At 54.7% G+C, this 20,377-nt stretch carries 16 protein-coding genes and 1 riboswitch; of the genes, 7 read left to right on the top strand and 9 right to left on the bottom strand.

Features of this window, described 5'->3' with window-relative positions; all coding sequences use genetic code 11:
• Positions 1-309 precede the first annotated feature (309 nt).
• Together JIN85_RS05920 and JIN85_RS05915 are read left to right on the top strand one after the other, a co-directional pair.
• The gene (locus JIN85_RS05920) at positions 310-3,489 is read left to right on the top strand and encodes an efflux RND transporter permease subunit (protein ID WP_200268584.1); all 3,180 of its coding nucleotides are present in this window, start codon (positions 310-312) and stop codon (positions 3,487-3,489) included.
• Positions 3,479-4,567, top strand: coding sequence for an efflux RND transporter periplasmic adaptor subunit (locus JIN85_RS05915; RefSeq protein ID WP_200268582.1), 1,089 nt, complete (start codon positions 3,479-3,481; stop codon positions 4,565-4,567). The genes JIN85_RS05920 and JIN85_RS05915 overlap by 11 nt, the downstream gene beginning before the upstream one ends.
• A 9-nt stretch (positions 4,568-4,576) precedes the next feature.
• Here JIN85_RS05915 and JIN85_RS05910 read toward each other — a convergent pair whose 3' ends face one another.
• The gene (locus tag JIN85_RS05910; RefSeq protein WP_200268580.1) at positions 4,577-4,954 is read right to left on the bottom strand and encodes an RNA-binding S4 domain-containing protein; all 378 of its coding nucleotides are present in this window, start codon (positions 4,952-4,954) and stop codon (positions 4,577-4,579) included.
• A 124-nt stretch (positions 4,955-5,078) separates the two neighbouring features.
• Positions 5,079-5,196: riboswitch (cobalamin riboswitch) on the top strand.
• 171 nt (positions 5,197-5,367) lie between these two features.
• Here JIN85_RS05910 and JIN85_RS05905 point away from each other — a divergent pair.
• From JIN85_RS05905 to JIN85_RS05895, 3 genes are all read left to right on the top strand, one after another.
• Complete coding sequence (locus JIN85_RS05905) at positions 5,368-6,306, top strand: hypothetical protein (RefSeq protein ID WP_200268578.1); 939 nt, start codon at positions 5,368-5,370, stop codon at positions 6,304-6,306.
• A 50-nt stretch (positions 6,307-6,356) separates the two neighbouring features.
• The gene (locus JIN85_RS05900; RefSeq protein WP_200268576.1) at positions 6,357-6,923 is read left to right on the top strand and encodes a ribonuclease H-like domain-containing protein; all 567 of its coding nucleotides are present in this window, start codon (positions 6,357-6,359) and stop codon (positions 6,921-6,923) included.
• 244 nt (positions 6,924-7,167) lie between these two features.
• Positions 7,168-7,818 carry a DUF4230 domain-containing protein gene (locus tag JIN85_RS05895; protein ID WP_200268574.1) on the top strand — a complete coding sequence of 217 codons (651 nt, stop codon included), beginning with the start codon at positions 7,168-7,170 and terminating at the stop codon, positions 7,816-7,818.
• Between the two features lie 12 nt (positions 7,819-7,830).
• Here the strand turns inward: JIN85_RS05895 and JIN85_RS05890 are convergent, their stop codons facing one another.
• Positions 7,831-9,723 (bottom strand): alpha/beta hydrolase fold domain-containing protein, encoded by a 1,893-nt coding sequence (locus JIN85_RS05890; RefSeq protein ID WP_200268572.1) that lies wholly within the window; start codon positions 9,721-9,723, stop codon positions 7,831-7,833.
• 84 nt (positions 9,724-9,807) lie between these two features.
• Entirely contained in the window at positions 9,808-11,145 is a 1,338-nt protein-coding gene (locus JIN85_RS05885; protein WP_200268570.1) for a CPBP family intramembrane glutamic endopeptidase, read from the bottom strand.
• 185 nt (positions 11,146-11,330) lie between these two features.
• Between JIN85_RS05885 and JIN85_RS05880 the strand changes: the two genes are divergently transcribed.
• Positions 11,331-12,443, top strand: coding sequence for an L-dopachrome tautomerase-related protein (locus JIN85_RS05880; protein ID WP_200268568.1), 1,113 nt, complete (start codon positions 11,331-11,333; stop codon positions 12,441-12,443).
• Between the two features lie 60 nt (positions 12,444-12,503).
• On the opposite strand, the gene JIN85_RS05875 is transcribed toward JIN85_RS05880, so the two are convergent.
• A complete protein-coding gene (locus JIN85_RS05875) occupies positions 12,504-14,540 on the bottom strand; it encodes a M13 family metallopeptidase (RefSeq protein ID WP_200268566.1) in 2,037 nt (678 codons plus the stop codon).
• Positions 14,541-14,770: 230 nt separating this feature from the next.
• Here JIN85_RS05875 and JIN85_RS05870 point away from each other — a divergent pair, with 230 nt between their 5' ends.
• Positions 14,771-15,076 carry a hypothetical protein gene (locus JIN85_RS05870; RefSeq protein ID WP_200268565.1) on the top strand — a complete coding sequence of 102 codons (306 nt, stop codon included), beginning with the start codon at positions 14,771-14,773 and terminating at the stop codon, positions 15,074-15,076.
• A 2-nt stretch (positions 15,077-15,078) separates the two neighbouring features.
• On the opposite strand, the gene JIN85_RS05865 is transcribed toward JIN85_RS05870, so the two are convergent.
• The 5 genes from JIN85_RS05865 to asnS form a co-directional block, all read right to left on the bottom strand.
• The gene (locus JIN85_RS05865) at positions 15,079-16,416 is read right to left on the bottom strand and encodes a serine/threonine-protein kinase (protein WP_200268563.1); all 1,338 of its coding nucleotides are present in this window, start codon (positions 16,414-16,416) and stop codon (positions 15,079-15,081) included.
• A complete protein-coding gene (locus JIN85_RS05860; RefSeq protein ID WP_200268561.1) occupies positions 16,413-17,156 on the bottom strand; it encodes an RNA polymerase sigma factor in 744 nt (247 codons plus the stop codon). The genes JIN85_RS05865 and JIN85_RS05860 overlap by 4 nt, the downstream gene beginning before the upstream one ends.
• Before the next feature lie 127 nt (positions 17,157-17,283).
• On the bottom strand, positions 17,284-18,450 hold the full coding sequence (locus JIN85_RS05855) for a hypothetical protein (protein WP_200268559.1): 1,167 nt from the start codon (positions 18,448-18,450) through the stop codon (positions 17,284-17,286).
• A gap of 144 nt (positions 18,451-18,594) precedes the next feature.
• Positions 18,595-18,927: a hypothetical protein gene (locus tag JIN85_RS05850; RefSeq protein ID WP_200268557.1), complete on the bottom strand. Its 333-nt coding sequence runs from the start codon at positions 18,925-18,927 to the stop codon at positions 18,595-18,597.
• Positions 18,928-18,944: 17 nt separating this feature from the next.
• Positions 18,945-20,306: an asparagine--tRNA ligase gene (asnS, locus tag JIN85_RS05845; RefSeq protein WP_200268554.1), complete on the bottom strand. Its 1,362-nt coding sequence runs from the start codon at positions 20,304-20,306 to the stop codon at positions 18,945-18,947.
• Between the last annotated feature and the right edge of the window lie 71 nt (positions 20,307-20,377).

The raw sequence follows: 20,377 nt of genomic DNA, 5'->3' as shown, positions 1-20,377 counted from the left end.
CTCTCGCGTCGCCCTCCGTCGTGGCGACGGGCGGACCCTAGACCAAACCCGCCCCCATCGTCAATCCGTTTCTTCATGTTTTTTGAAAAATTTTCGGTTTACCCAGTAACTATCAGGCTTTCAGCGAGTCGAAAATCTTAGCGCCTGCCTCCACTGATCCAAAATCTGGGAGCGATTCTGAAAATCTCGCGGGGGAATGGCTTTTTCCGGAATAAGTGAAAGGTTGCGCCCTCAATTCTGTTAGATTCCGGGCTGAGTTTGCGGTCTTCCAAGCGCTGCCCGGCATTTCTCCTACAGATTACCCCGCCCATGTGGATTGTTATCTTTGCCCTCCGCTACCGTTACACCGTCGGTGTTTTCGCAATCCTGATTCTCCTTTTCGGCATTCTCTCGGTGAAACGAATGTCGACCGATATTTTGCCGACGGTAAAAAGCCCGGAACTGACGCTGGTCTGGACTTACAGCGGTCTCAATGCCTCAGAAATGGCTTCGAAAATCACCTCGTTTTCGGAAATCGCGGCCATGAACAACATCGACGACCTATTGGAGGTCCGTTCCGAAACGACCAATGGCATCGGTTTGGTGAAATTGAAGTTCCAGCCGTATGTGAATATCGAGCTAGCAATGGCCCAAGCCACATCCGTTTCGCAAACCATTCTGCGCCGTATGCCATCGGGCACGAACCCGCCACTCATCATCCAAAGCAGCCCATCCAGTGTCCCGATTCTCCAATTGGTGATTTCCTCCGACACGATGACGGACGGTCAGCTGTTCGACTATGCCCGGATCACGCTGCGATCCCAAATTCAAAGCATCCCGGGGATGCGCATCTCGCTGCCTTATGGCGGTGCGGCGCGCCAGATCACCATCGATTTGAATCCGGCTGCACTCAACGCATTCGGTCTTTCTCCTGCCGATATCAACCGGGCCGTTGGCAATCAAAACCTTACCCTGCCGTCTGGCACTCTACGCCAAAACGATCAGGAACTTCCCGTCGCGATCAATGCCAGCCCGGAATCGGTGGAAGCATTTCTCAACCTCCCGATCCGTGAAGTCGATGGCCGCGTCATTTTTCTGAAGGATGTGGCCAATGTGCGGGATGGCGAAGCGATTTCCACCAACGTTGCCCGGCTTAACGGTCAAAATGCGGTGATGATTTCCATTCTGAAGCTCGGGAGTTCATCAACCATCGACATTGTCGATCAAATCATGGATCGGCTTCCGGAAATCCGAGCCGCAGCTCCGGAAGGCCTCCGCATTGAGCCGATTTTTGACCAGTCGGTCTTTGTAAAATCAGCGGTCCGCACGGTGTTGCATGAAATTGTCCTGGTCGGCTCGCTGGTCGCACTCGTGGTCCTGTTGTTCCTTGGCTCATGGCGTTCCACCTTGATCGTCCTGACTTCCATCCCGCTTGCGCTGCTTTGCTCCATCATGGGACTGAACCTGGTCGGAGCAACGTTCAACCTAATGACTCTTGGCGGCTTGTCCTTGGTCATCGGCATTCTGGTTGATAACGCCCTGGTGGAAATCGAGAACATCAAGCGGCAGATCTCGCTCGGAAAATCGGTGCGAGACGCGATCATTGATGGGGCACGCCAGGTTGCATTTCCGGAATTCGTCTCCACCACCGGCATCTGCATTGTGTTCATGCCGATCTTTCTGCTCAGCGGCACGGCTGCGTATGTGTTCAAGCCACTCGCGCTGGCGGTGATCTTCGCGATGATTGCCAGTTATTTGCTGTCCCGCACCCTGGTGCCAACGCTGGCATACCTGATGCTCCCGGCGGAAACCAAGGCGGAGCAGAAAAAGCCCGGCCCCCTGAGGAGACTCAACCATCGGATCGAACACCTGGTCGAGAAATTGGCCGCATTTCAAAGCAAAATTCTCGGCTTCCTGCTGGGCCACTCCGTGGTGGTGATCGCCATCTTTTTGCTCGCCCTGACCATCGGTGTGGGCTCGTTTCTGGAACTGGGACGCGAGTTTTTCCCGACCACGGACGCCGGCCTCATGAGTCTGGCCATTCGTGTGCCCGCAGGCACGCGATTGGAAGAAACCGGCCGCATCTTCGCCGACATTCATCGGGAAATCCGCAAAATCATTCCGCAGGACGAATTGCTGTTTGTGGCGGAAAACCTCGGCACTCCATCATCGGTGAACCAAGCGTGGATTCCGACCACCGCCGCTGGTTCCTATGATGGGCAAATCCAAGTCCAGCTCGCTGCGGAACACGCCCCGATCGCCGGTTACATCGCTGCGGTGAGGTCCATGCTGAAGGAAAAATTCCCAAAAACGCAGGCATTCTTCCGCCCGGCGGATGCCACCAGCCAGACGCTTTCATCCGGCTCACCGACTACCTTTGAAGTCCGGTTCATTGGCCGCAATTTCAAAGGCAACCTGCAACTCGCCCACGAACTGATCGAGCGCTTTTCGAAAGTCCCGGGAGCAGTCGATGTGAATCTGCGCGAGCTACTGGACTTGCCGGAGTATGACCTCCAGATCGATCGCACCAAGGCGGCCCAGCTTGGCATCACCCAACAAGACGCGGTTTCCTCGCTGCTCACCTTTCTCGGTTCTGGCGGCAGTGTCTCATCCAGTTTCTGGGCGGACCCCGCGGTTGGCACTTCCTATGATGTCCAGATCCTGGCCCCGCCAAAAGTGATCCAATCTCCTCAGCAACTTCTGGATTTGCCCATTTCCTCTTCCAGCAATGGCAAAACCGTCCTGCTCGGTGCATTCGCCACCCTGGGTGAAAGAAAAAGTCCGGCGAGCGTCTCCCGGACCACCCTGCTACCCACCTTGACCGTGATCGGCAATGTTCAGGGTCGCGATCTTGGAGCCGTGACCGACGATTTGAACCGCATTCTCGATGATCTGCGGCCGAAACTCAAACCTGCCAACCGCATCGAGCTCGCCGGCCAGGCTGCCTTGATGAAATCCGCCTACTCCGAGCTACTCGGCGGACTGCTTCTCGCCGCATTACTGGTGTTTCTGGTGATGGTGGTCAATTTCCAGTCCTGGAGCATGCCATTCATCGCCATCAGCGGACTGCCGATCGCGGTTTCCGGTGCTCTTTTCGGGCTTTTTGTCACTCACACACCGCTCAGCGTTCCCGCGTTGATGGGAATCGTCATGGTGGTGGGTGTTTCCACCGCAAACAGCGTGCTCATTACCAGCTTCGCGCGGGATCAATTCGCCAGTGGCATCCGGGGTGCCCAAGCCGCACTTGAGGCTGCCACCACTCGATTGCGCCCGGTCTTGATGACCGCATCCGCGATGATTCTGGGAGTCATACCGATGGCGATCGGCCACGGAGAAGGTGGCGAACAAAATGCTCCACTGGGCCGTGCTGTCATCGGCGGACTGCTATTTGGCACGATGGCCTCCCTGTTCATCATTCCCACCATTTTTGCCTGGATGAAGCGGAACGCACCCGCACCCGATGTAGAACCAGAATCCTCCACCACAACTCACCTGGCCCATGAAAGCTAAGACCCTGCTGCTTTTCGCACTCCTGACTCCACTCGCCGTTGCAGAGCCTGCGGCTCCGACACCGGTCCGTGTCACCCACCCCGCCCCTGCTGATTCACTCACCGCGATTCGTGCCATCGGCCGCACCGCCCCCGCTGAACAAGCCCGGCTGTTTTCACGAGCCACGGGGATCATTTCCGAAAGGCCCGTCGATATTGGAGATCGCGTGAAAGCCGGTCAGGTACTCGCCGTCATCGATGCGCCGGAAATCGCTCACCAGATCGCCGCCGCCGAAGCTCAGGTCCAGCAAACCAAGGCCCGTGCCGAACTGGCAGACGCCCTGCTGAAACGCAGCGAGTCCCTTGCCAAAAACAGCGCGGTTTCGCAGGAGACGATCGATGAGCGACTCGCGACGACCAAAACAGCCGAGGCCGACAAACTCGCGGCAGAAGCGGCATTGGCGACTCTGCAAGAACAACAACGGTTTCTCACCATCCGGGCACCGTTTGACGGAATCATCACCGCTCGCCAAATCGATCGCGGCGATCACGTGAACGGTGATCCATCCTCGCTTGACGCCTGGCTCTTTCAAATCGCCCGCATCGACGAGCTGCGCATGATCCTTTCCGTTCCGCCACCAGGCGCGCTCCACGTCAAAAAAGGCCAGACTGCCGAGGTGGAATTCGCCGATATTCCGGGGAAAATCTTCAATGCCACGGTGGCGCGCACGAATTCACTGATCGATTCCGCCTCGGGCACCATGCAGGTCGAGCTCGCACTGCCGAATCCTGATCTGGCGCTCCCTGCCGGTCTTTCCGGCGATGCTCGGATTAAAAATGACAGCGCATCCGCCGTTTTGATGGTGCCATCGAATGCCATTGCCACTCGCGACGGGGTCTCCCAGGTGGCAGTCGCCAAATCCGGAAAAGTCAGCTTTGTCAGCGTGGCTCTCGGCCGAACACTCGGAAATCAGGTGGAAATCTTCAGCGGCCTGACGCCAAGCGATGACGTGATCGTAAGTCCCAATTCACTGCTGCAAAGCGGAGATGCCGTGGCTGCGAATCCATTGGCGACACCGGCCAAAGTCACTGGCGGTTGAACCGGGAAATCAATCCCAGAATCCACGCACCCGGCCGATCTGGCGGCGTTCACGTTTCGTCGGCCTTCCGAGTCCGGCTTGCCGCCGCTCGGCCATGACCTGCTTGAGGTGTGCATACACTTCCGGCGGAGTCAGATCCTCATAACACTCCCTGGCCAATGGTGCCCCGACCCTGAGCGAAATCGTGGTTTTGACCCGAATCGTCCTGACTCCCGGCCCTTCTGGAAATGGGATCTCCAACACGTCATCGATTTTGAGGTCCGCGGCTGGCTTCACCGGGTGACCCGCGCGTTTTACTTTGCCCGCCGTGCAAGCCTTTGCCGCCTGCGCCCGGGTTTTGAAAAACCGCGTCGCCCATAGCCATTTGTCCGCCCGGGAATCTGCCATCGGCGGAAGCTTAGGCGAATTCCGCCGCTTCGCCAAGTGGCACCTTCCCACGCTCATACGAGCGTTTTGATTTGACCCAAATCAGCCCCATCTAACAAACTGCCGCTGAAACCAAAGAGTGCATGGAATCCGGTGAAAACCCGGAACAGTTCGCGCTGCTGTAACTGGCTACAACGCTCCACAAAGCCAATCCGGAAACGGGTGAAGGCGGAGCCGAGGTCTGAAGCCAGGAGTCAGAATACTTCGCTCATGCGGTTCTCATTCGGCGGTCGTGTCATGCAATCCTGCAAAACCACGCCCGCTCAAACTTCATCGCCGAAATGAAGGATGGGGGCTTGTGGCCCGTCGTCGTGGCCGCTTTGCGTCCGCGCGGCTGGAGCGATCCCTTGATTCTCATCGCAGGGATCGAACCTATGAAACCAACGACCAACAAGACCACCAAAGCGGCATCATCCCGATCGCCCTTCCGCCCGAATTTGACCCCGCAAGCCGCCGCTGCCGCCCTGATGCTGCCATCGGTGGTGAAAGCGGGAATCTACGCCGCCCCCACCGGTTACACCGAGGGAGCGCCTGACAATCCGATTGCCCGATCCGCCATTTCCGTTTGGGAAACCGGCGTTGTTTCCTATGATCCCGCTCCCGGGGTCAGCAGCAGTTTCAGCAATCCGGAAACCGGCCTCGCCTCTCTGGGCGACCTGTCCAATCCACTCACGACTTCATCGAGCCCAACCATCGGCCTCATCGGGATTGATGCTCCGGGATCGATCACTCTCTCATTTGCCAATCCCATCACCGATGGTGACGGGGCGGACTTCGCCGTTTTTGAAAACGGATTCACCTATGGACCGGCAGGCAGTCTGTTCGCAGAGCTCGCCTACGTGGAAGTCTCCAGCGATGGCATCAACTTCGTCCGTTTTGAATCGATATCCCTGAACACCTCGACCAGTGCCGGCTCCGGGGCATTCGCCGGATACGACATGACCAACGTCTACAATCTGGCCGGGAAAAGCGCCGCCAATTGGGGCACGCCATTCGATTTATCCGAGTTGGCGACTCAAAATCTGGTCATCGATGGCATCGTCGACCTTTCCGCGATCAACTATGTCCGTTTGGTCGATGTCGTCGGCAGCGGCTCGATCACCGATGGTGAGGGAGCAGAAATTCCCGGCATCGCGAAGGATTCGTTGGGAAATCCAATCCTCGATAACTGGGTCACTTCCGGCAGCGGCGGATTCGATTACGTCGGCCTGCCTACTGGAGCCATCGGCGTCATTCATTCCGTTCCGGAGCTTGGCACCGTGCTGCTTTCCGCAGTTTTCGCGGGCTTCGCCTGCATCAAGCGCCGCCGTTGATTTCCGAGCCAGAGCTTGATCGATCCGGCCATGGCCTTTACCAAACTGCCGTGGCCGGAAAAAACATCGTCTATTTCGATTTAGAAACGCAACGCAGCTTCGGCGACGTCGGAGGATTCGCCAATAAGGACAAAATGGGCATTTCGGTGGCCGTGACTTACAGCACTGCGCGCGGCACTTACGAAATCTACCCGGAAAACGAAATGGACCGCCTGGGCGAAGAATTGGTCCGCGCCGATCTCGTCGTTGGCTGGAACCACATCCAGTTCGATTACCCGGTACTGCAGCCCTACATTTTCCACACATTGGCTGACCAGACCATCAATCTGGACATGATGCTCGACCTAGAAACCAAGCTCGGCTTCCGCCTCAAGCTCGATTCCGTCGCCTCCGCTTCTCTCGGAACCGGCAAGACGGCGGACGGATTGGACGCCCTGAGATGGTGGCAGGAGCACAAAAAAACCGGCGACTTCGCACCCTTGCGCAAAATCGCCGAATACTGTGCCTACGACGTGAAAGTGACCAAATGCGTCCACGAATACGCGCTGGAGCATGGTCTGCTGAAATACGACGACCGCAACGGCGGCATCGCCGAGGTCGAAGTCAACTGGACCTGAACCAGTTAGAGAATTCCCACTTCGATCAGCACCTGACCCACCGTGTAGATGAAGGTGCAGATAAGAAGAATGAGGAAAATGTAGATCGCGACCTGAATGGAATTGCGTGTCATATCGGCGGGTTCTTAAGCACTGCGGCCCCGTCCGCCAAGGGCAAATGCACGGATCGCCCGACAGACGGCGGATTTATTTTTGTTTAAAAATCCCGTTTTGTGCTTTTCGGATTCTGATGTAGCCTCACCCGATGCCTCACCAGGAAGAAATGTGGCGGACCATCCGCCGACTCATCACCGCAGCTGCCATCATCGGCGGATTGTGGATGCTTGTGGTTATTCCGATCGAACGGACCCTTGGTAAGGCGAATACTCAGGTCAATCGCAGCCTGGACAAAGTGCTGAGCGCCATCACCCATTCCAGCAGCCGAGTGTTGGAAGGTCGGGCTGAAATCACCAAATCCACCGAAATTTCGGAACTTTCGCTTCTGGAAATGCGGATGAATGCCACCCGCACGTTTGAGCGTGGCGACCATTTCCTGGCCCTGCCCCTTGGCACCAAAAAATTGATCGTCCGCGGTTACTACAAAGTGCAAGGCGGCTATCAACTGAAGCCCGGCATTTCACTGAGAATCGAAAATGGCAAAGCCATTGCCAAATTCCCGCGGGCTAAAATCCTCTCGGTGGAGCTCCTGGATTTCGAAGTCCTCAGTGAAGAAGATGGCTGGTTCAACAAAATCGAACCAGAAGATCGGGCGCAGATCTTGCGCGAACTGCGCCAGCAAATGAAGATCGAGGCTTCGCAAAGCGGCATGCTCAAAACCGTCGAAGCTACCCTTGAAACCCGCCTCAAGGATCTGCTCGGCGTCGATTCGGTAACGATTGAGCAGGAAACTCCTTAGCCCTGAGTCGATTCATTTCAGAATCTGATCCAAAACCTGCAATGCCGCTTGATAGATCATCTGATGTCCAGCCGTCGTTGGATGCTGACCATCAATGGTGGGAAACTCCATCAATCCCAGATCCGCGAGATAAATTCGGCTGTCCTGTTTCAACTCCCGATATCGGCTGAGCCCATTTGTGATCTCAGCCCTAGCTCGCCCGGAAACGGGAATCATCACGATGATTTTTGTTTCAGCCCCACAACGCTGGCGAAGCCTTTGCAGTGCTGCCACGACCGCATCTTCGGGCGGCGCCCCATTTTCGCCGAGATTGATCAGCACGACACCCGGCGCTGGAACCCATTTTTCCTGAGTTAATCGGGAAGTCGTGCTGGTGAGATGATCCACCAGCTCCGCGAGCGGCGGCAGGTTCCCCAATCCACCGGTCCAGGCGTAGCCGCCAAAAGCGAGCCGTGACTCCTGATAGCCGTAATGTTGTGCCAAAAGATAGCCATAGCTCGCCCAAGCATCATCGGAACCCGCCCAGCGATCATCCGCTGGCCGACCTTGCTGGTCGGCATAGGCAGCGCCATCGCCGGACAAAATCGAATCGCCAATGTTAACCCATAACGGTTTGGCAGGTGGAGCCTTGATGGAGCAAGCCCGATCTACGGTAAATCCCGTAATCGTCACCGAATTCGGCGGCACATCCCCGCGATAGCGATCTTCAAAGGGCGACATGCCCTTGATGTAAAACTCAATGATGGGGTTGGCGACGCCAGCCGAAAGCACGAAGGATGTTTCCCCTTGCTTGAGCTGATGGGTTTGCACCGGTCCTTGATTGACGGTCCAACCGACGATCGGGAATCGCGATGCATACGGATATTGATTGGCGGAGGTATCAACATTCAGAAGCACACGGTCGGTATGCATGAATGCCAGACGAAATGATGCGCCACCTCCTGCCGAGTGAATCGCATGCTCGGAGCGAATCCAGTTCAGCGGCGAAATTCCCGCGAGAACCGCCTCGTCGGTTACCGCAATGGTTTTTCCGGTTTTCTGCGCGGAGCTAGGTTTCGCTTGGGAAATTCCTTGGGCATCCATCCATTTCAGGCAAGCCGCCTGCCACGCATCCCATGAATCACCATGATAACCATTCAACCCGTGGCCACCGCTTGGCAGTTTCAAAAGCTCGACCTCGACATGGTGCTTGCGCATCGCATCCGCAAAAAGCTCGCTGTTCCGGATCGGCACCAAGGTGTCATCCTTGGCATGTGCCAAAAATGCCGGTGGCGATTCATCGCTCACCTGCTTTTCTGCGGAGAATTCATCCAGCAATTCCGGGTTGGGATTCTGACCTAACAAATTGTCACGAGAACCCGCATGAGTTCCTTCCCCCATGGTGATCACCGGATAGATCAATACGGCAAAATCCGGCCGCGAACTAAATCGCTGAACCGGATCGATCCCCTCCTGCTCATTCGCTCCAGAGTCAAAATGCGTTGCCGCCGTTGCGACCAAATGACCGCCGGCGGAAAATCCGATCACGCCCAAACGATGCGGATCAATCCCCCACGCGCCCGCATTCGATCGCGCAAGCCGGATCGCCCTTTGCAAATCAAGCAGCGGAACCATCGGGCGCCCATGCGGCAATCGATATTCGAGCACCATGCCTGTGATTCCGTGAGAGTTCAGCCATCTGGCAATGCCATGCCCCTCTGGTTCCGTGACAAGAGTGCTATAGCCGCCACCCGGGCAAATCACCGCAGCCGCTCCATTCGGGTGCTCCGGCTGATAGATCGTGAGGGACGTCGTTGCCGGGGAGGTATTTCCGTCACCATTGGGAGCTAGTTTTCCGGGCCAAACCGGGATTCGCCAAGGTTCTGCCGCCTTCAAGCCGACCACTAAAGCCCCAAAAGCAACCAAAACACGGAATATGCCAATTTTTCCCACACCCCTTAGAAACGATATTTTTGGCCGCGCGTCCACCCAGGAACGAAATTTGAGCGGTTAGAGATGGGAATAGTAGATCACCCAAGCTGGCAGGATGATGCTGAAATTGTAGAGCGCGTGAAGCGCGATTGAGTTGATGAGCGATCCCGTAGCGCGATAGATCACCAACGCGGTGAACCCAAAAACCGCCACGCTAACAAACCCATACCAGTCGTAAAAATGGACAAGGGCGAATAAACCCGTCACGCAGATCGCCGCGACCGGAAAGCCATATCGCTTTTCAAGACCTCGCGCCAACAGCCCGCGAAAAAACATTTCTTCAGCGATGGGTGCGGCAACAGCAGACGAGAGCAAGCCATAGATCAGGCCACGCCAGCCAATCTCCATGGAATCGAGATTTCCCGTCGGATCAAACGAGCCGTATGACCCCATGAGCTCGGATTGGACAAATCCAATGCCAGCCAACAAGGCGAATGCTACCAAAACAATCCTCCAGTCTGGCCATCGGTTCATGCCAAACGCCCGCAACACGTGGCGCGGACGCGCAAAAAGAATTCCAGCCGCCAAAAGTGGAGGAATCATGCGCCAAATCAAATCAGCGCCTGCATCGAAGTAATATCCAGTATCAAAAGTGCCTGCGACGGAGTAGAGGCCATCGATCGCTTTGTCCGCCACAATATCACACCCCAGAAAAACGGCGAGTATCAGGGAAGGCTCCCAGCGGGAATGATAACGAATGGGCCTGAAGTGGCGAGCGGCCATCCATCCCGTTTTTAGCTTTCTATAGGCATAAGGAACGAAGCATGCCCCCATCAGGTAAATCAGCCAAAAGGTGCCATTTACAACCATGGCCCGCCATTTGAGAGTTTGATCCAGCTGATCTTGAATCGTCAGCGCCGCTTGCAATTTCCCGGATGGATCACCCTTCGAGACAATTTTTCGGGCAATTTCCGCATCCCACCACTTTCCCTGATGCGAGCTCAACTTTTTCGCCAACTTCTCAACGTCGCGCGTCTGCGGAGTAACATCCGAAAGCACATCCCGGTAAATCGGGATCGGGATCGCATCCAGATCCACTGTTTCTCCCAGGTCAGATCGAATCAATCCGAGTAGCGATCGCCCTTCAGGATCCAGCAGATTCTGTTCATCCAGATATTCCAAGCCATCCAGAATCCATTGCTCGGACTCTTCCTGATCGTCACTGGATCCCAACAACCATCTCAGGATCTGCGGATCATTTGCCACTGAGTCTTCAACACGTTTCGAGCGATCGAAATTGATCAGCGACAGCTCCATCGCATCCGGCGGCAAATCATCCGCATATTCTCCGAAGTATCCTTTCAAAATACCGAATGCCCAAATGCTGAATAAAATCCAAACCACTACCCACGGCATTTTGAATCGGGATCTTTGCCGATAAAAATTCCGTCGTTTCCGGATTGGAGGAGATTGGGGGAAAATTGGAGTTTCGATGAGTGTTAGAATTCATGAATTCTGCCGGCTCACAAGCCTCTGCGGGCGATCGTTCGTTGCGATCCTGATTTTCCCGGCCATGGTTCGGGGAAAAGACCAATCCAGCCATGAATTTGATCCCCCGCAGCTTCGTCATCCTCACCACCTTTCTGACCATTCATCAGGTATCGATGGCGAAATCCGAACTCATCGAAGTCGCCTCATTTGGAAAAAATCAGCCGATCGGCCTGACCGTTTCTCCGCAATCGAACCGGGTGTTTGTCTCCTTTCCCCATCGCGAACCGTTTCTTTACGGACTGACCGAAATTATTGATGGCAAGCGCGTTCCATTTCCTGATGAAAGCTGGAACCAGTTCGATCGGGATGATCCAAAAGAGCACTTCGTCAACGTTCAGGATCTTTACGCCGATCGCGAAAACAACTTGTGGGTGCTCGATTCCGCACCAGCGGGCAACGCATCCATCTTCGGTGGGAGCAAGGCGAAAGAAGGCCAGTTCAAACTCATACGCATTGATCTAACCAAAAACCAAGTCGCCGATATCTATCAATTCGATGATCTGCCAAAAGCCCAGTCCGGCTTGAACGATGTCCGCATCGATCACACGCACCAACTCGCCTATCTTTCGGATCCCGCGATGAAGGCCATTGTCGTGCTTGATCTCAAAACGGGAAAATCACGCGTGGTTCTGAAAAATGACCCATCGACCGTTGCCGAGCCCGGATTTATCCTGAAAATCGAGGATCGTGAAATGCGAAACGCATCCGGTCATCCATTCACATCCAATGTCAACGGCATCGCTTTGACTCAGGATGATCGGTTCTTCTACTTCCACGCCATCAATCGCAAGGACCTGTTCCGCATCGAAACCCGCTACCTCGCTGATCCAGAAATTCGTCCGGAAGTGCTTTCGGAAAAAGTCGAGCATGTTGCCCAGACCGGCCCATGCCACGGCATGATCGCCGATGCGGCCGGGAACATTTATCTCACCAATTCCCCAGACCACGCGATCGATTACCTGACGCCGAGCGGCGAACTCAAAACTCTGGTGACCGATGAACGCCTCTCTTGGCCAGATTCTCTGGGCATTGGCAGCGATGGATTTCTTTACCTCTCGGCCTCCCAGTTGAACCGCCTCCCATCTTGGAATGGCGGCACGGATCGCGTCTCCTACCCATTCCGCGTCTACAAGGTAAAATTGCCTTCCTCGCCGACGCAATAAAGCACCGGCACCAGGCAGTTGATGCTGCCATGGCAACCGGTGCTTTGCGGATTCAAAGGTTTACCAAATCTTCACCCGGTCCTCTGGCTTGACGTAGAGTTTGTCGCCAGGTTTCACATCGAACGCCTTGTACCAGGCATCAATGTTGCGCACCACGCCGTTCACCCGGGCAACTGCTGGAGCGTGCGGGTCCGTGTGAATTTGCCGGACAAGTGCCTCATCGCGAACCTTTTGGCGCCATAGCTGAGCCCAGCTGAGGAACACCCGTTGCACACCGGTGGTGCCGTCAATCACCGGCGCTGGCTTGCCATTCAGATAGGCCTGATAAGCTTCAAGGGCGAGATTCACGCCGCCCATGTCGCCGATGTTTTCGCCCATCGTCAGCTGACCGTCGATGTGTTCGCCGGGCATCACTTCGATTCCCTCGTATTGTTTGCCAAGGCGCTCGGCGCGCTCGTTGAACTGCTTCTTATCCTCATCCGTCCACCAATCCTGCAACACGCCATCGCCGTTCGATTTCCGGCCTTGGTCGTCGAATCCGTGGCTGATTTCGTGTCCGATCACCCCGCCGATACCGCCGTAATTGATGGCCGGGTCTGCTTTTGGGTCAAAGAACGGCGGCTGTAAAATCGCAGCCGGGAAGACAATCTCGTTCATCGATGGATTGTAGTAGGCGTTCACCATTTGAGGCGGCATGCCCCACTCGCTGCGATCCACCGGCTTGTCGAGGCGCTCGACATCGTGGTGCCACGAGAAAATCGAATTCCGCACGATGTTTCCATAGAGGTCATCCGCCTTGATCTCCAAAGCGGAATAATCGCGCCACTGATCCGGGTAGCCGATTTTTACCGTGAATTTCGCCAGCTTTTCATGAGCGGCCTTGCGGGTTTCATCACCCATCCAATCGAGCCGATCAAGCCGTGTCGAAAGAGCCGCTTTCACATTATTCACCAACTCAAGCATCTGACGCTTGGACTCTTCCGGGAAATACTTCGCCACGTATACCTTGCCGACTTCCTCACCGAGCACGCCGTTCGTCATCGAAACCGCCCGCTTCCAGCGCGCCATTTGCTCCGGCTGACCGGACAGGGTCTTGCTGTTGAAATCAAAACTCGCATCGACAAATGCCTTGGAAAGGAAAGGCGCCGCGCCATCGGCCAAGCCGCAGGCAGTCCAGGCCTTCAGAACTTCCAGCGGAGTCTCCGCAAAAACCTTCGCCTTGAGCGGAAATGCCGTGTTGTCGCGAACAATCACCTCGCGCGATTCCGGCAGCCCGGAAGCCTTGAACAAACGGACAAAATCAAAGCCCGGAGCGTAGTCGACCAACTGTGCAGGTGTCATCAGGTGGTAGGTTTTGTCACGATCCCGAAGGTCCGCGCGATCCCAGCTCGCCTCGGCAAGTTGGGTTTCGTAAGCAATGATTTGCTTCGCCGTTGCAGCGGGTTCCGGCCAACCGATCAAGGTCATCAGCGTGGTCAAATACGCCTTGTATTTCTCACGAATCTCCGCGAACGACTCCTTGAGGTAGTAGTCCTTGTCGGGAAGTCCAAGACCGCCGCTCCCCATGTAAATTGCGTATTTTGTCGCATCCTTCGCATCCGCATTGATGCCAACGCCGAACAGGCCGCTGCCGAGAAACCCAGGATCCGCCATAAGCGTGATCAAGTCATCGCGGCTGCTGGCCGATTTGATTTTTTCAAGCTCAGGCTGGATCGGCGCAGTGCCGAGTTTTTCGACCGTGTCCTCATCCATGTAGGATTGGTAAAACATGCCGATCTTGCGCGTCGCATCGGTCGGATTCTTCGCAGCGTCTTCGAGGATTTCATGAACGCGGGCCTCGGACAAAATCGCCAGCGCATCAAAATTTCCGAACCGTGACCGATCCGATGGGATTTCCGTGCGCTTGAGATAAGTCCCGTTCGCGTAGGCGAAAAAGTCATCGCCAGGTTTCACCGACTCATCCTTCCCGCTCATGTCGAACCCCCACTCACCGAAGCGTGGGCTGGTGGTGAGGTCATCGGTCGATTTCGGATCATTGGCGATGGCGTAAAGCGCCAAGGCACCCAATAGGCTGACGGGAGCGAGCAAAGGATTCATGGTATTATGAGGAATAGGACATTTTTCGAGCGCAGCGTGGCTAGAAAAAGCCCGCAGATCAACCGTCACCGACCGGCGGTTTCGTTTTTGAAAAGAAATCCAAGGGCCGCGAAAACCACACTTGCCCGATCAAGCGAATGAAACAAAAATCCAGACAATTGAAGATAGATAACCGTAAAATACTGGCTCTGGGCAAAAACGGCAACGATCCAATCTAACAAGTCCCTCCGATGTTCACCTGCAAATCCAAAACTCAACCCGGCCTATCCTGCGGAGCTATCGATCCAATCCAGCCAAGCCCATGTTCCGCCTTCAAATCCGGTGCCGGTGCCGTTGGAGCAGCCGCACTAGGCGCGGGAGCGATCGGCGCGATCGCCATTTCCGCAATCTCTGTCGGTGCACTAGCCGTGGGAGCATTTGCCATCGGCCGACTTGTGGTGGGGCGCGCAAGAATTCGCCGGCTCGAAATTGACGAACTGGTCGTCCGCCGCCTGCGGGTGGTGGAGCAATTGAATTCGCCAACTGATGGGAACTGAAATCACTTCCCTGTGCGATCTGCCATTTTGGCAATCGCCGCCCGCAGCTGATGGTCGCGCGCTTCCAGTTTTTCGATTTTTTTCTGCAGGTCCGCTGGCGGAGCGCTGCCATCAGCTTTACCAACGACCCTAACTTTCCGGGCTTCTTGGAGCTCGGTGAAGTTTTCTTCGAAAGCTTGATAAGCATCTTCGAGCGACTGGAATTTCAATTCCGGCTCTTTTGTGATTTGAGGCTGATATGAATTCTCAGAGCCAGCGTAATTTCCCCAAAATAGCCATGCGGCTAACGCTAAAATCATAACTGCGACTGATAGGATCAGTGCTGTCGCACGCCGTTTCCGCACAGGCAGCACATCCGGTGCGAGTTTGGTTCCGCTCGCTTCATCGAGAGTTCTGCGAAACTCATCCATGGTCCGAAAGCGTAGGTCCGGTTCCTTTTGCAAGGCCTTCAGAACGACATCATCGATCCGCATATCAATTGATGTCCGCCTGGACGGAGGAATGATCAATTCTCGATCAGGTCGTTCACCGGTAATCATTTCATACAACACGACTCCCAGTGAATAAATATCAACTCGATGGTCAGAGGCACCCGAAGCACCCTGTTCCGGCGCTGCATAATCTGGCGTGCCCGCTGCTAAAGTCTGTGATGCTACGTCAGCATCAGCTCGACCGAATACCGGGCTTTCGACGGTATCGTGTATCATTCGTGAAATCCCGAAATCTGCGATTTTCACCATGCCATTCCGATCAATCAGAAGATTCTCCGGTTTTACATCGCGGTGGATAATCCCGCATTCATGCGCCGCCTGGAGCGCATCGCAAACCGGGCTGATGATTCCCAATGCCTCATCGGAACTGAACCTCCGGCTTTGCATAAGCTGTCGTAAATTCACACCATCGACAAATTCCATCAACAGATAGAAGTAACCGCCTGCTTCACCGAAATCATGAACGGCAACGATATGAGGATGGTTGAGCGCTGCTAGCGATCTCGCCTCGCTCGCAAATCGCCGCGCAAAACTTGGATCGCCGGCTCGCTCTGGCGCGAGCAGTTTCAATGCGACAAAGCGATGCAACGATTTTTGCCGTGCCTTGTAGACCACGCCCATGCCGCCGCGCCCGATCAAGGACAGTATCTCAAGTTGTGGAAAGAAATCCGCCAGTTCCTCAACGGTCGGCACCTGATGATCGCGCCCGGCGGTTCCTTCCACCCGGGTCACTTGGGTAAGTGTATCGAAATTCAAAGCACCCAGGCAGCGGGCACAAAGACCATCTAACAGATTGTCTGTTAATCGATCTCCACAACGTGGACATGCCGTCCGCTCGGTATCCATCATCGCTGTCCTAAGGTCAAAATCAATGCCTGCATTTCTGCATCGACTTCATCAGGCGCCGCAACTGTCCCCGCCACTTCCTCCCGGAAGATTTCCCGGAAACGTTTCCGAAAGCGATGCACCACGCTGCGCGCGGACACCGGCAGAAGCTCGAGCTCACGGGCAATCATGGCGTAATCAATACTACCACGTTCTGCAGTGAGGCAGGATTTCAGCACCTCAAAATCGTTCGGCCGAGAGCTGCGTGCATATTCGTGGCGAAGATGATCCAAAGTCGACTGCATCAACACCATCGCCCAATTCCGATCAAACAGTAGCTCATCCGGCAAGGCCGAACTCGCACTGGCATCCGCTAAAAAGAGTCGTTCGCCCTCTTCCGATTGGAGGCTCACCAAACGTGAAGATCCGCCACGTTTTTCGGCGCTGATGCGGTGCCACTCATTTGCCAGGAACCTTTTCAGTGTCACTAACAAAAATGTGCGCAATCGTCCGCGCTCTGGCTGAGCCGATGTCAACCAACCCTTCTCCAGCATTCTTGAAAAAAACTCATGCGTCAGATCCTGTGCATCATGAGATGAGTAACCACGCCTGCGTACGTAGGCATACAGTGGCGAAAGATACTGCCGATAAAGCGAATCAACCGAGGCATTCACATCTGCCGACGACTGACCACGCGCGCCTATCACGATCGACCAGCGAGTCGTATGAAATTCACCGAGATGGGTTTGGAAAGCATTCGGCATATTTCAGTATCGATGAGACATAATCCGTATTTCGTGCATCCCTCCTAACAGAAGCGATAGAGTTCCGCAAATCACAAAGCACCGGCTGGATATTTCCAACCGGCGCTGATGAACATGAGGAATCGATTCAACGTTTCTCCGGCTTTGTGGCATCAGAATTCGCTGGATTAAAAGATCCCATGAGTTGACCAACTTTATCCAACTCCTCCTGCGAATTATTTACCGTCAAAATGTGAGTTGAAGGCACAAATGAAGCTGATGCACCCGCCCCAAATTTGATACCTTTCGCATCCAGATATTTCATAATTTCCACGAGAGAATCCCCCATCTCCTTCGGAATCAAGTACCTGAGAGTTAAAAGATAGGGATAACCCGGCGACACGATCGTGACAGCATTATCATCCACACTATAACGCATTTTGGTGCTTTCGCAGATATACTTTAGAACTGTAGAAGCAGGAACGTTGGTCAATCGCAGAATATGAACTTTTGTTTTCAATGATCTTCCTAGAGGATCTTTAGGAAGTTCCAGCAAGATTTTCACCCCTTTCAACTTTGGATCCGGCTCTGTGGTATCTAGTTTCGCGCATTGATCCTGTAAAAACCTTACAGCCTCCTCGATTGGAGTGTCGTCAAAATCAACTTTTGGTATAATGATCGCACTGAGTTTCTTCGCTATTTTAAGAGATCCCGATTCATTGGTAGGCACCTCCGGCAGTTCACCTTTCTTGAAAGAATTGAGCGTCGCCAACATCTCGGTTTTCATGGCTGCATTAGTAGCTGCTGCGACAGCTGACTCTTGCAAGGCGATCGCCTCTTCATGATTGCCCAAAAGAAATAGCGCACGTGCTTTCGTGTCCTGCATCATCGGCTTCAGCTGTCCATCTTCCCCACCCATTTCGAGCGCAATGTTGATCAGCTTGAGCGCAATTGCCGGTTGCCGCTTCGCCGACTCCCTTGCCCTCACCATGCTCCATGCGAGGCCATTAATATCTTCAGCATGGGACTTCATTTCCTCAGAGTTGATCACATCAGCCTTCTGATCGGCCACCAGCTGGGCGGACAAAATGGAAAGCCAACGCAATTGTTTACTGATTACTCCCGGGCTTACCGGCACATCGTTCGAACTGGATTTCTGACCAGCATCAACCAACGCCTGGACAGCTTGCCGGTATTGATTTCGCAATACCTTTTGTTCGATTTTGCCGACCTTCGTTTGCCCTTCCTGGGCATGAAGCAAGGGCATCGCCATCGCCGAAGCGATAAGCCATAATCTGATGGATATGGATTTCATGGGTTCATCTTTCTTGGTTCGATAGCGGCTGATGCTCGTGAAATGAGCATCAACCGTTCAATTACCTAGTTAAAGAATCACCCAATCTTGTTGCAAAATTTCTTATAATTTGCAACCTATCGAGCCAATTGCGCGAGAGGTTTTCTATTCCCCGTCGTCCTCCCCGCTCGATACAATCTGCTCTGGATCACCGATTCCCAGTTCCTTGAGCAACAGCAGATCCAATTCATTCTCGCCGGGCGCGAGGCATTCGGAATCTCCGAATTTGATGATCTGCCGTTGGTGCTTGGTTTCGCCGATTGCGAGGTAAAGGTCGCGCCCGTCCGGAAAATCCGAATACCGGGTTGCGATCACTTTTCCCAAAAATCGGCCATCGCCGCCTTCACTGGTCATCATTTCGCCAGACTCAGTCGTGACGTCAGGAAACTTGCCACGCACTGCGGCATCGACGTATTGTTGGATTTCTTCCGTGGTCATGGATCGGGCTTCACACATTAAAACTCACAAGTTCCCGGTGTCCGGGCAAATGGGATGACGTCACGGATGTTGGACATGCCGGTAACGAACATGAGCAGCCGCTCAAAGCCAAGGCCGAAGCCCGCGTGCGGAACGCTGCCATATTTCCGCAGATCCGCATACCAGCCGTAGGCTTCGGGATCGAGATCGTGCTTCTTGAAATTCTCTAACAACACATCAAGCCGTTCTTCGCGTTGCGAGCCACCGACGATTTCACCGATGCCGGGAACCAAGACGTCCATGGCGGTCACCGTTTTGCCATCGTCATTGAGACGCATGTAGAACGGTTTGATCTCTTTTGGATAATTGAAAACGGTGACCGGCTTTTTGAAATGTTCTTCGGTCAACCAGCGCTCGTGCTCGGATTGCAGGTTGAGGCCGTATTCGACCGGATAGGCAAATTTCTTGCCGCTTGCCTTCAAAAGCTCGACCGCCTCGGTGTAGCTGATTCGTTCGAACGGACGGCTTGCGACGAACTCGAGCCGCTCGCGCAGCCCCTTATCGACGAATTTTTCGAAAATGGTGAGATCGCCTTCGCTATTTTCGAGCGCCTCTTTGACCAGGTATTTCACCAAGGCCTCGGCCAGATCCATGTCGCCTTCCAGATCGCAGAACGCGACTTCCGGCTCAATCATCCAGAACTCGGCGGCGTGGCGTGAGGTGTTGGAATTCTCCGCGCGGAAGGTCGGGCCGAAGGTGTAGATGTTGGAAAGCGCGCAGGCAAACGTCTCGCCTTCCAGCTGACCGCTGACGGTGAGGTAGGCGCGTTTGTGGAAGAAATCCTCGGCGTCCTTGGAGATTTTGTCGTCCGGCAGGGTCGTCACGCGGAACATTTCGCCCGCACCTTCGCAATCGCTGGCGGTGATGATGGGCGTGTGGACGTAAATGAAATCCTGCTCCTGGAAAAATTTGTGCACCGCGTAGGCCATGCGGCTACGCATGCGGAACACCGCACCGTAAAGATTCGTGCGCGGGCGCAAGTGGGCGATCGAGCGCAGGAACTCGGGCGAGTGACCTTTTTTCTGCAACGGATAATCATCGGGTGCCGTGCCTAACAGCTTCACCGAGGTCGCCTGCACTTCCCATTTCTGACCGGCTGCGGGCGATGGGATCAATTTTCCATGCACTTCCACCGAGGCGCCAGTGGTCATTTTTGCGATCGATTCGTAGCCGGGAATGCCTGCATCGGCGATGATCTGCAGGTTGCCCAGGCAAGTGCCATCGTTCAGTTCAAGAAACGAAAATGCCTTTGAATCCCGGCGCGTGCGGACCCAGCCGGCGACGTGGAGTTCATCCGTGGGCTCCTCGCGGTGGAGGACGTGTTTGATGAGAGAACGCATGGCTATGGATTTATTTCGCCCAACCTTTTTTGTCAAAGCGAGCCGTTCGCGGACACTACGAAAGCAAGAAA

The sequence above is a fragment of the Luteolibacter pohnpeiensis genome (assembly GCF_016595435.1).
Lineage (GTDB): Bacteria > Verrucomicrobiota > Verrucomicrobiia > Verrucomicrobiales > Akkermansiaceae > Luteolibacter > Luteolibacter pohnpeiensis.
The sequence above is the reverse complement of the archived record's forward strand: the minus strand, read 5'-3'. Positions and strand labels throughout refer to the sequence as shown.

What these genes read in the sequence shown, in the direction of transcription:
- asnS (WP_200268554.1), bottom strand. Translation starts at nt 20,306, where the DNA reads ATGCGTTCTCTCATCAAACACGTCCTCCACCGCGAGGAGCCCACGGAT.
- JIN85_RS05915 (WP_200268582.1), top strand. Translation starts at nt 3,479, where the DNA reads ATGAAAGCTAAGACCCTGCTGCTTTTCGCACTCCTGACTCCACTCGCC.
- JIN85_RS05880 (WP_200268568.1), top strand. Translation starts at nt 11,331, where the DNA reads ATGAATTTGATCCCCCGCAGCTTCGTCATCCTCACCACCTTTCTGACC.
- JIN85_RS05855 (WP_200268559.1), bottom strand. Translation starts at nt 18,450, where the DNA reads ATGAAATCCATATCCATCAGATTATGGCTTATCGCTTCGGCGATGGCG.
- JIN85_RS05905 (WP_200268578.1), top strand. Translation starts at nt 5,368, where the DNA reads ATGAAACCAACGACCAACAAGACCACCAAAGCGGCATCATCCCGATCG.
- JIN85_RS05875 (WP_200268566.1), bottom strand. Translation starts at nt 14,540, where the DNA reads ATGAATCCTTTGCTCGCTCCCGTCAGCCTATTGGGTGCCTTGGCGCTT.
- JIN85_RS05885 (WP_200268570.1), bottom strand. Translation starts at nt 11,145, where the DNA reads ATGCCGTGGGTAGTGGTTTGGATTTTATTCAGCATTTGGGCATTCGGT.
- JIN85_RS05865 (WP_200268563.1), bottom strand. Translation starts at nt 16,416, where the DNA reads ATGATGGATACCGAGCGGACGGCATGTCCACGTTGTGGAGATCGATTA.
- JIN85_RS05850 (WP_200268557.1), bottom strand. Translation starts at nt 18,927, where the DNA reads ATGACCACGGAAGAAATCCAACAATACGTCGATGCCGCAGTGCGTGGC.
- JIN85_RS05920 (WP_200268584.1), top strand. Translation starts at nt 310, where the DNA reads ATGTGGATTGTTATCTTTGCCCTCCGCTACCGTTACACCGTCGGTGTT.
- JIN85_RS05860 (WP_200268561.1), bottom strand. Translation starts at nt 17,156, where the DNA reads ATGCCGAATGCTTTCCAAACCCATCTCGGTGAATTTCATACGACTCGC.
- JIN85_RS05910 (WP_200268580.1), bottom strand. Translation starts at nt 4,954, where the DNA reads ATGGCAGATTCCCGGGCGGACAAATGGCTATGGGCGACGCGGTTTTTC.
- JIN85_RS05895 (WP_200268574.1), top strand. Translation starts at nt 7,168, where the DNA reads ATGCCTCACCAGGAAGAAATGTGGCGGACCATCCGCCGACTCATCACC.
- JIN85_RS05870 (WP_200268565.1), top strand. Translation starts at nt 14,771, where the DNA reads ATGTTCACCTGCAAATCCAAAACTCAACCCGGCCTATCCTGCGGAGCT.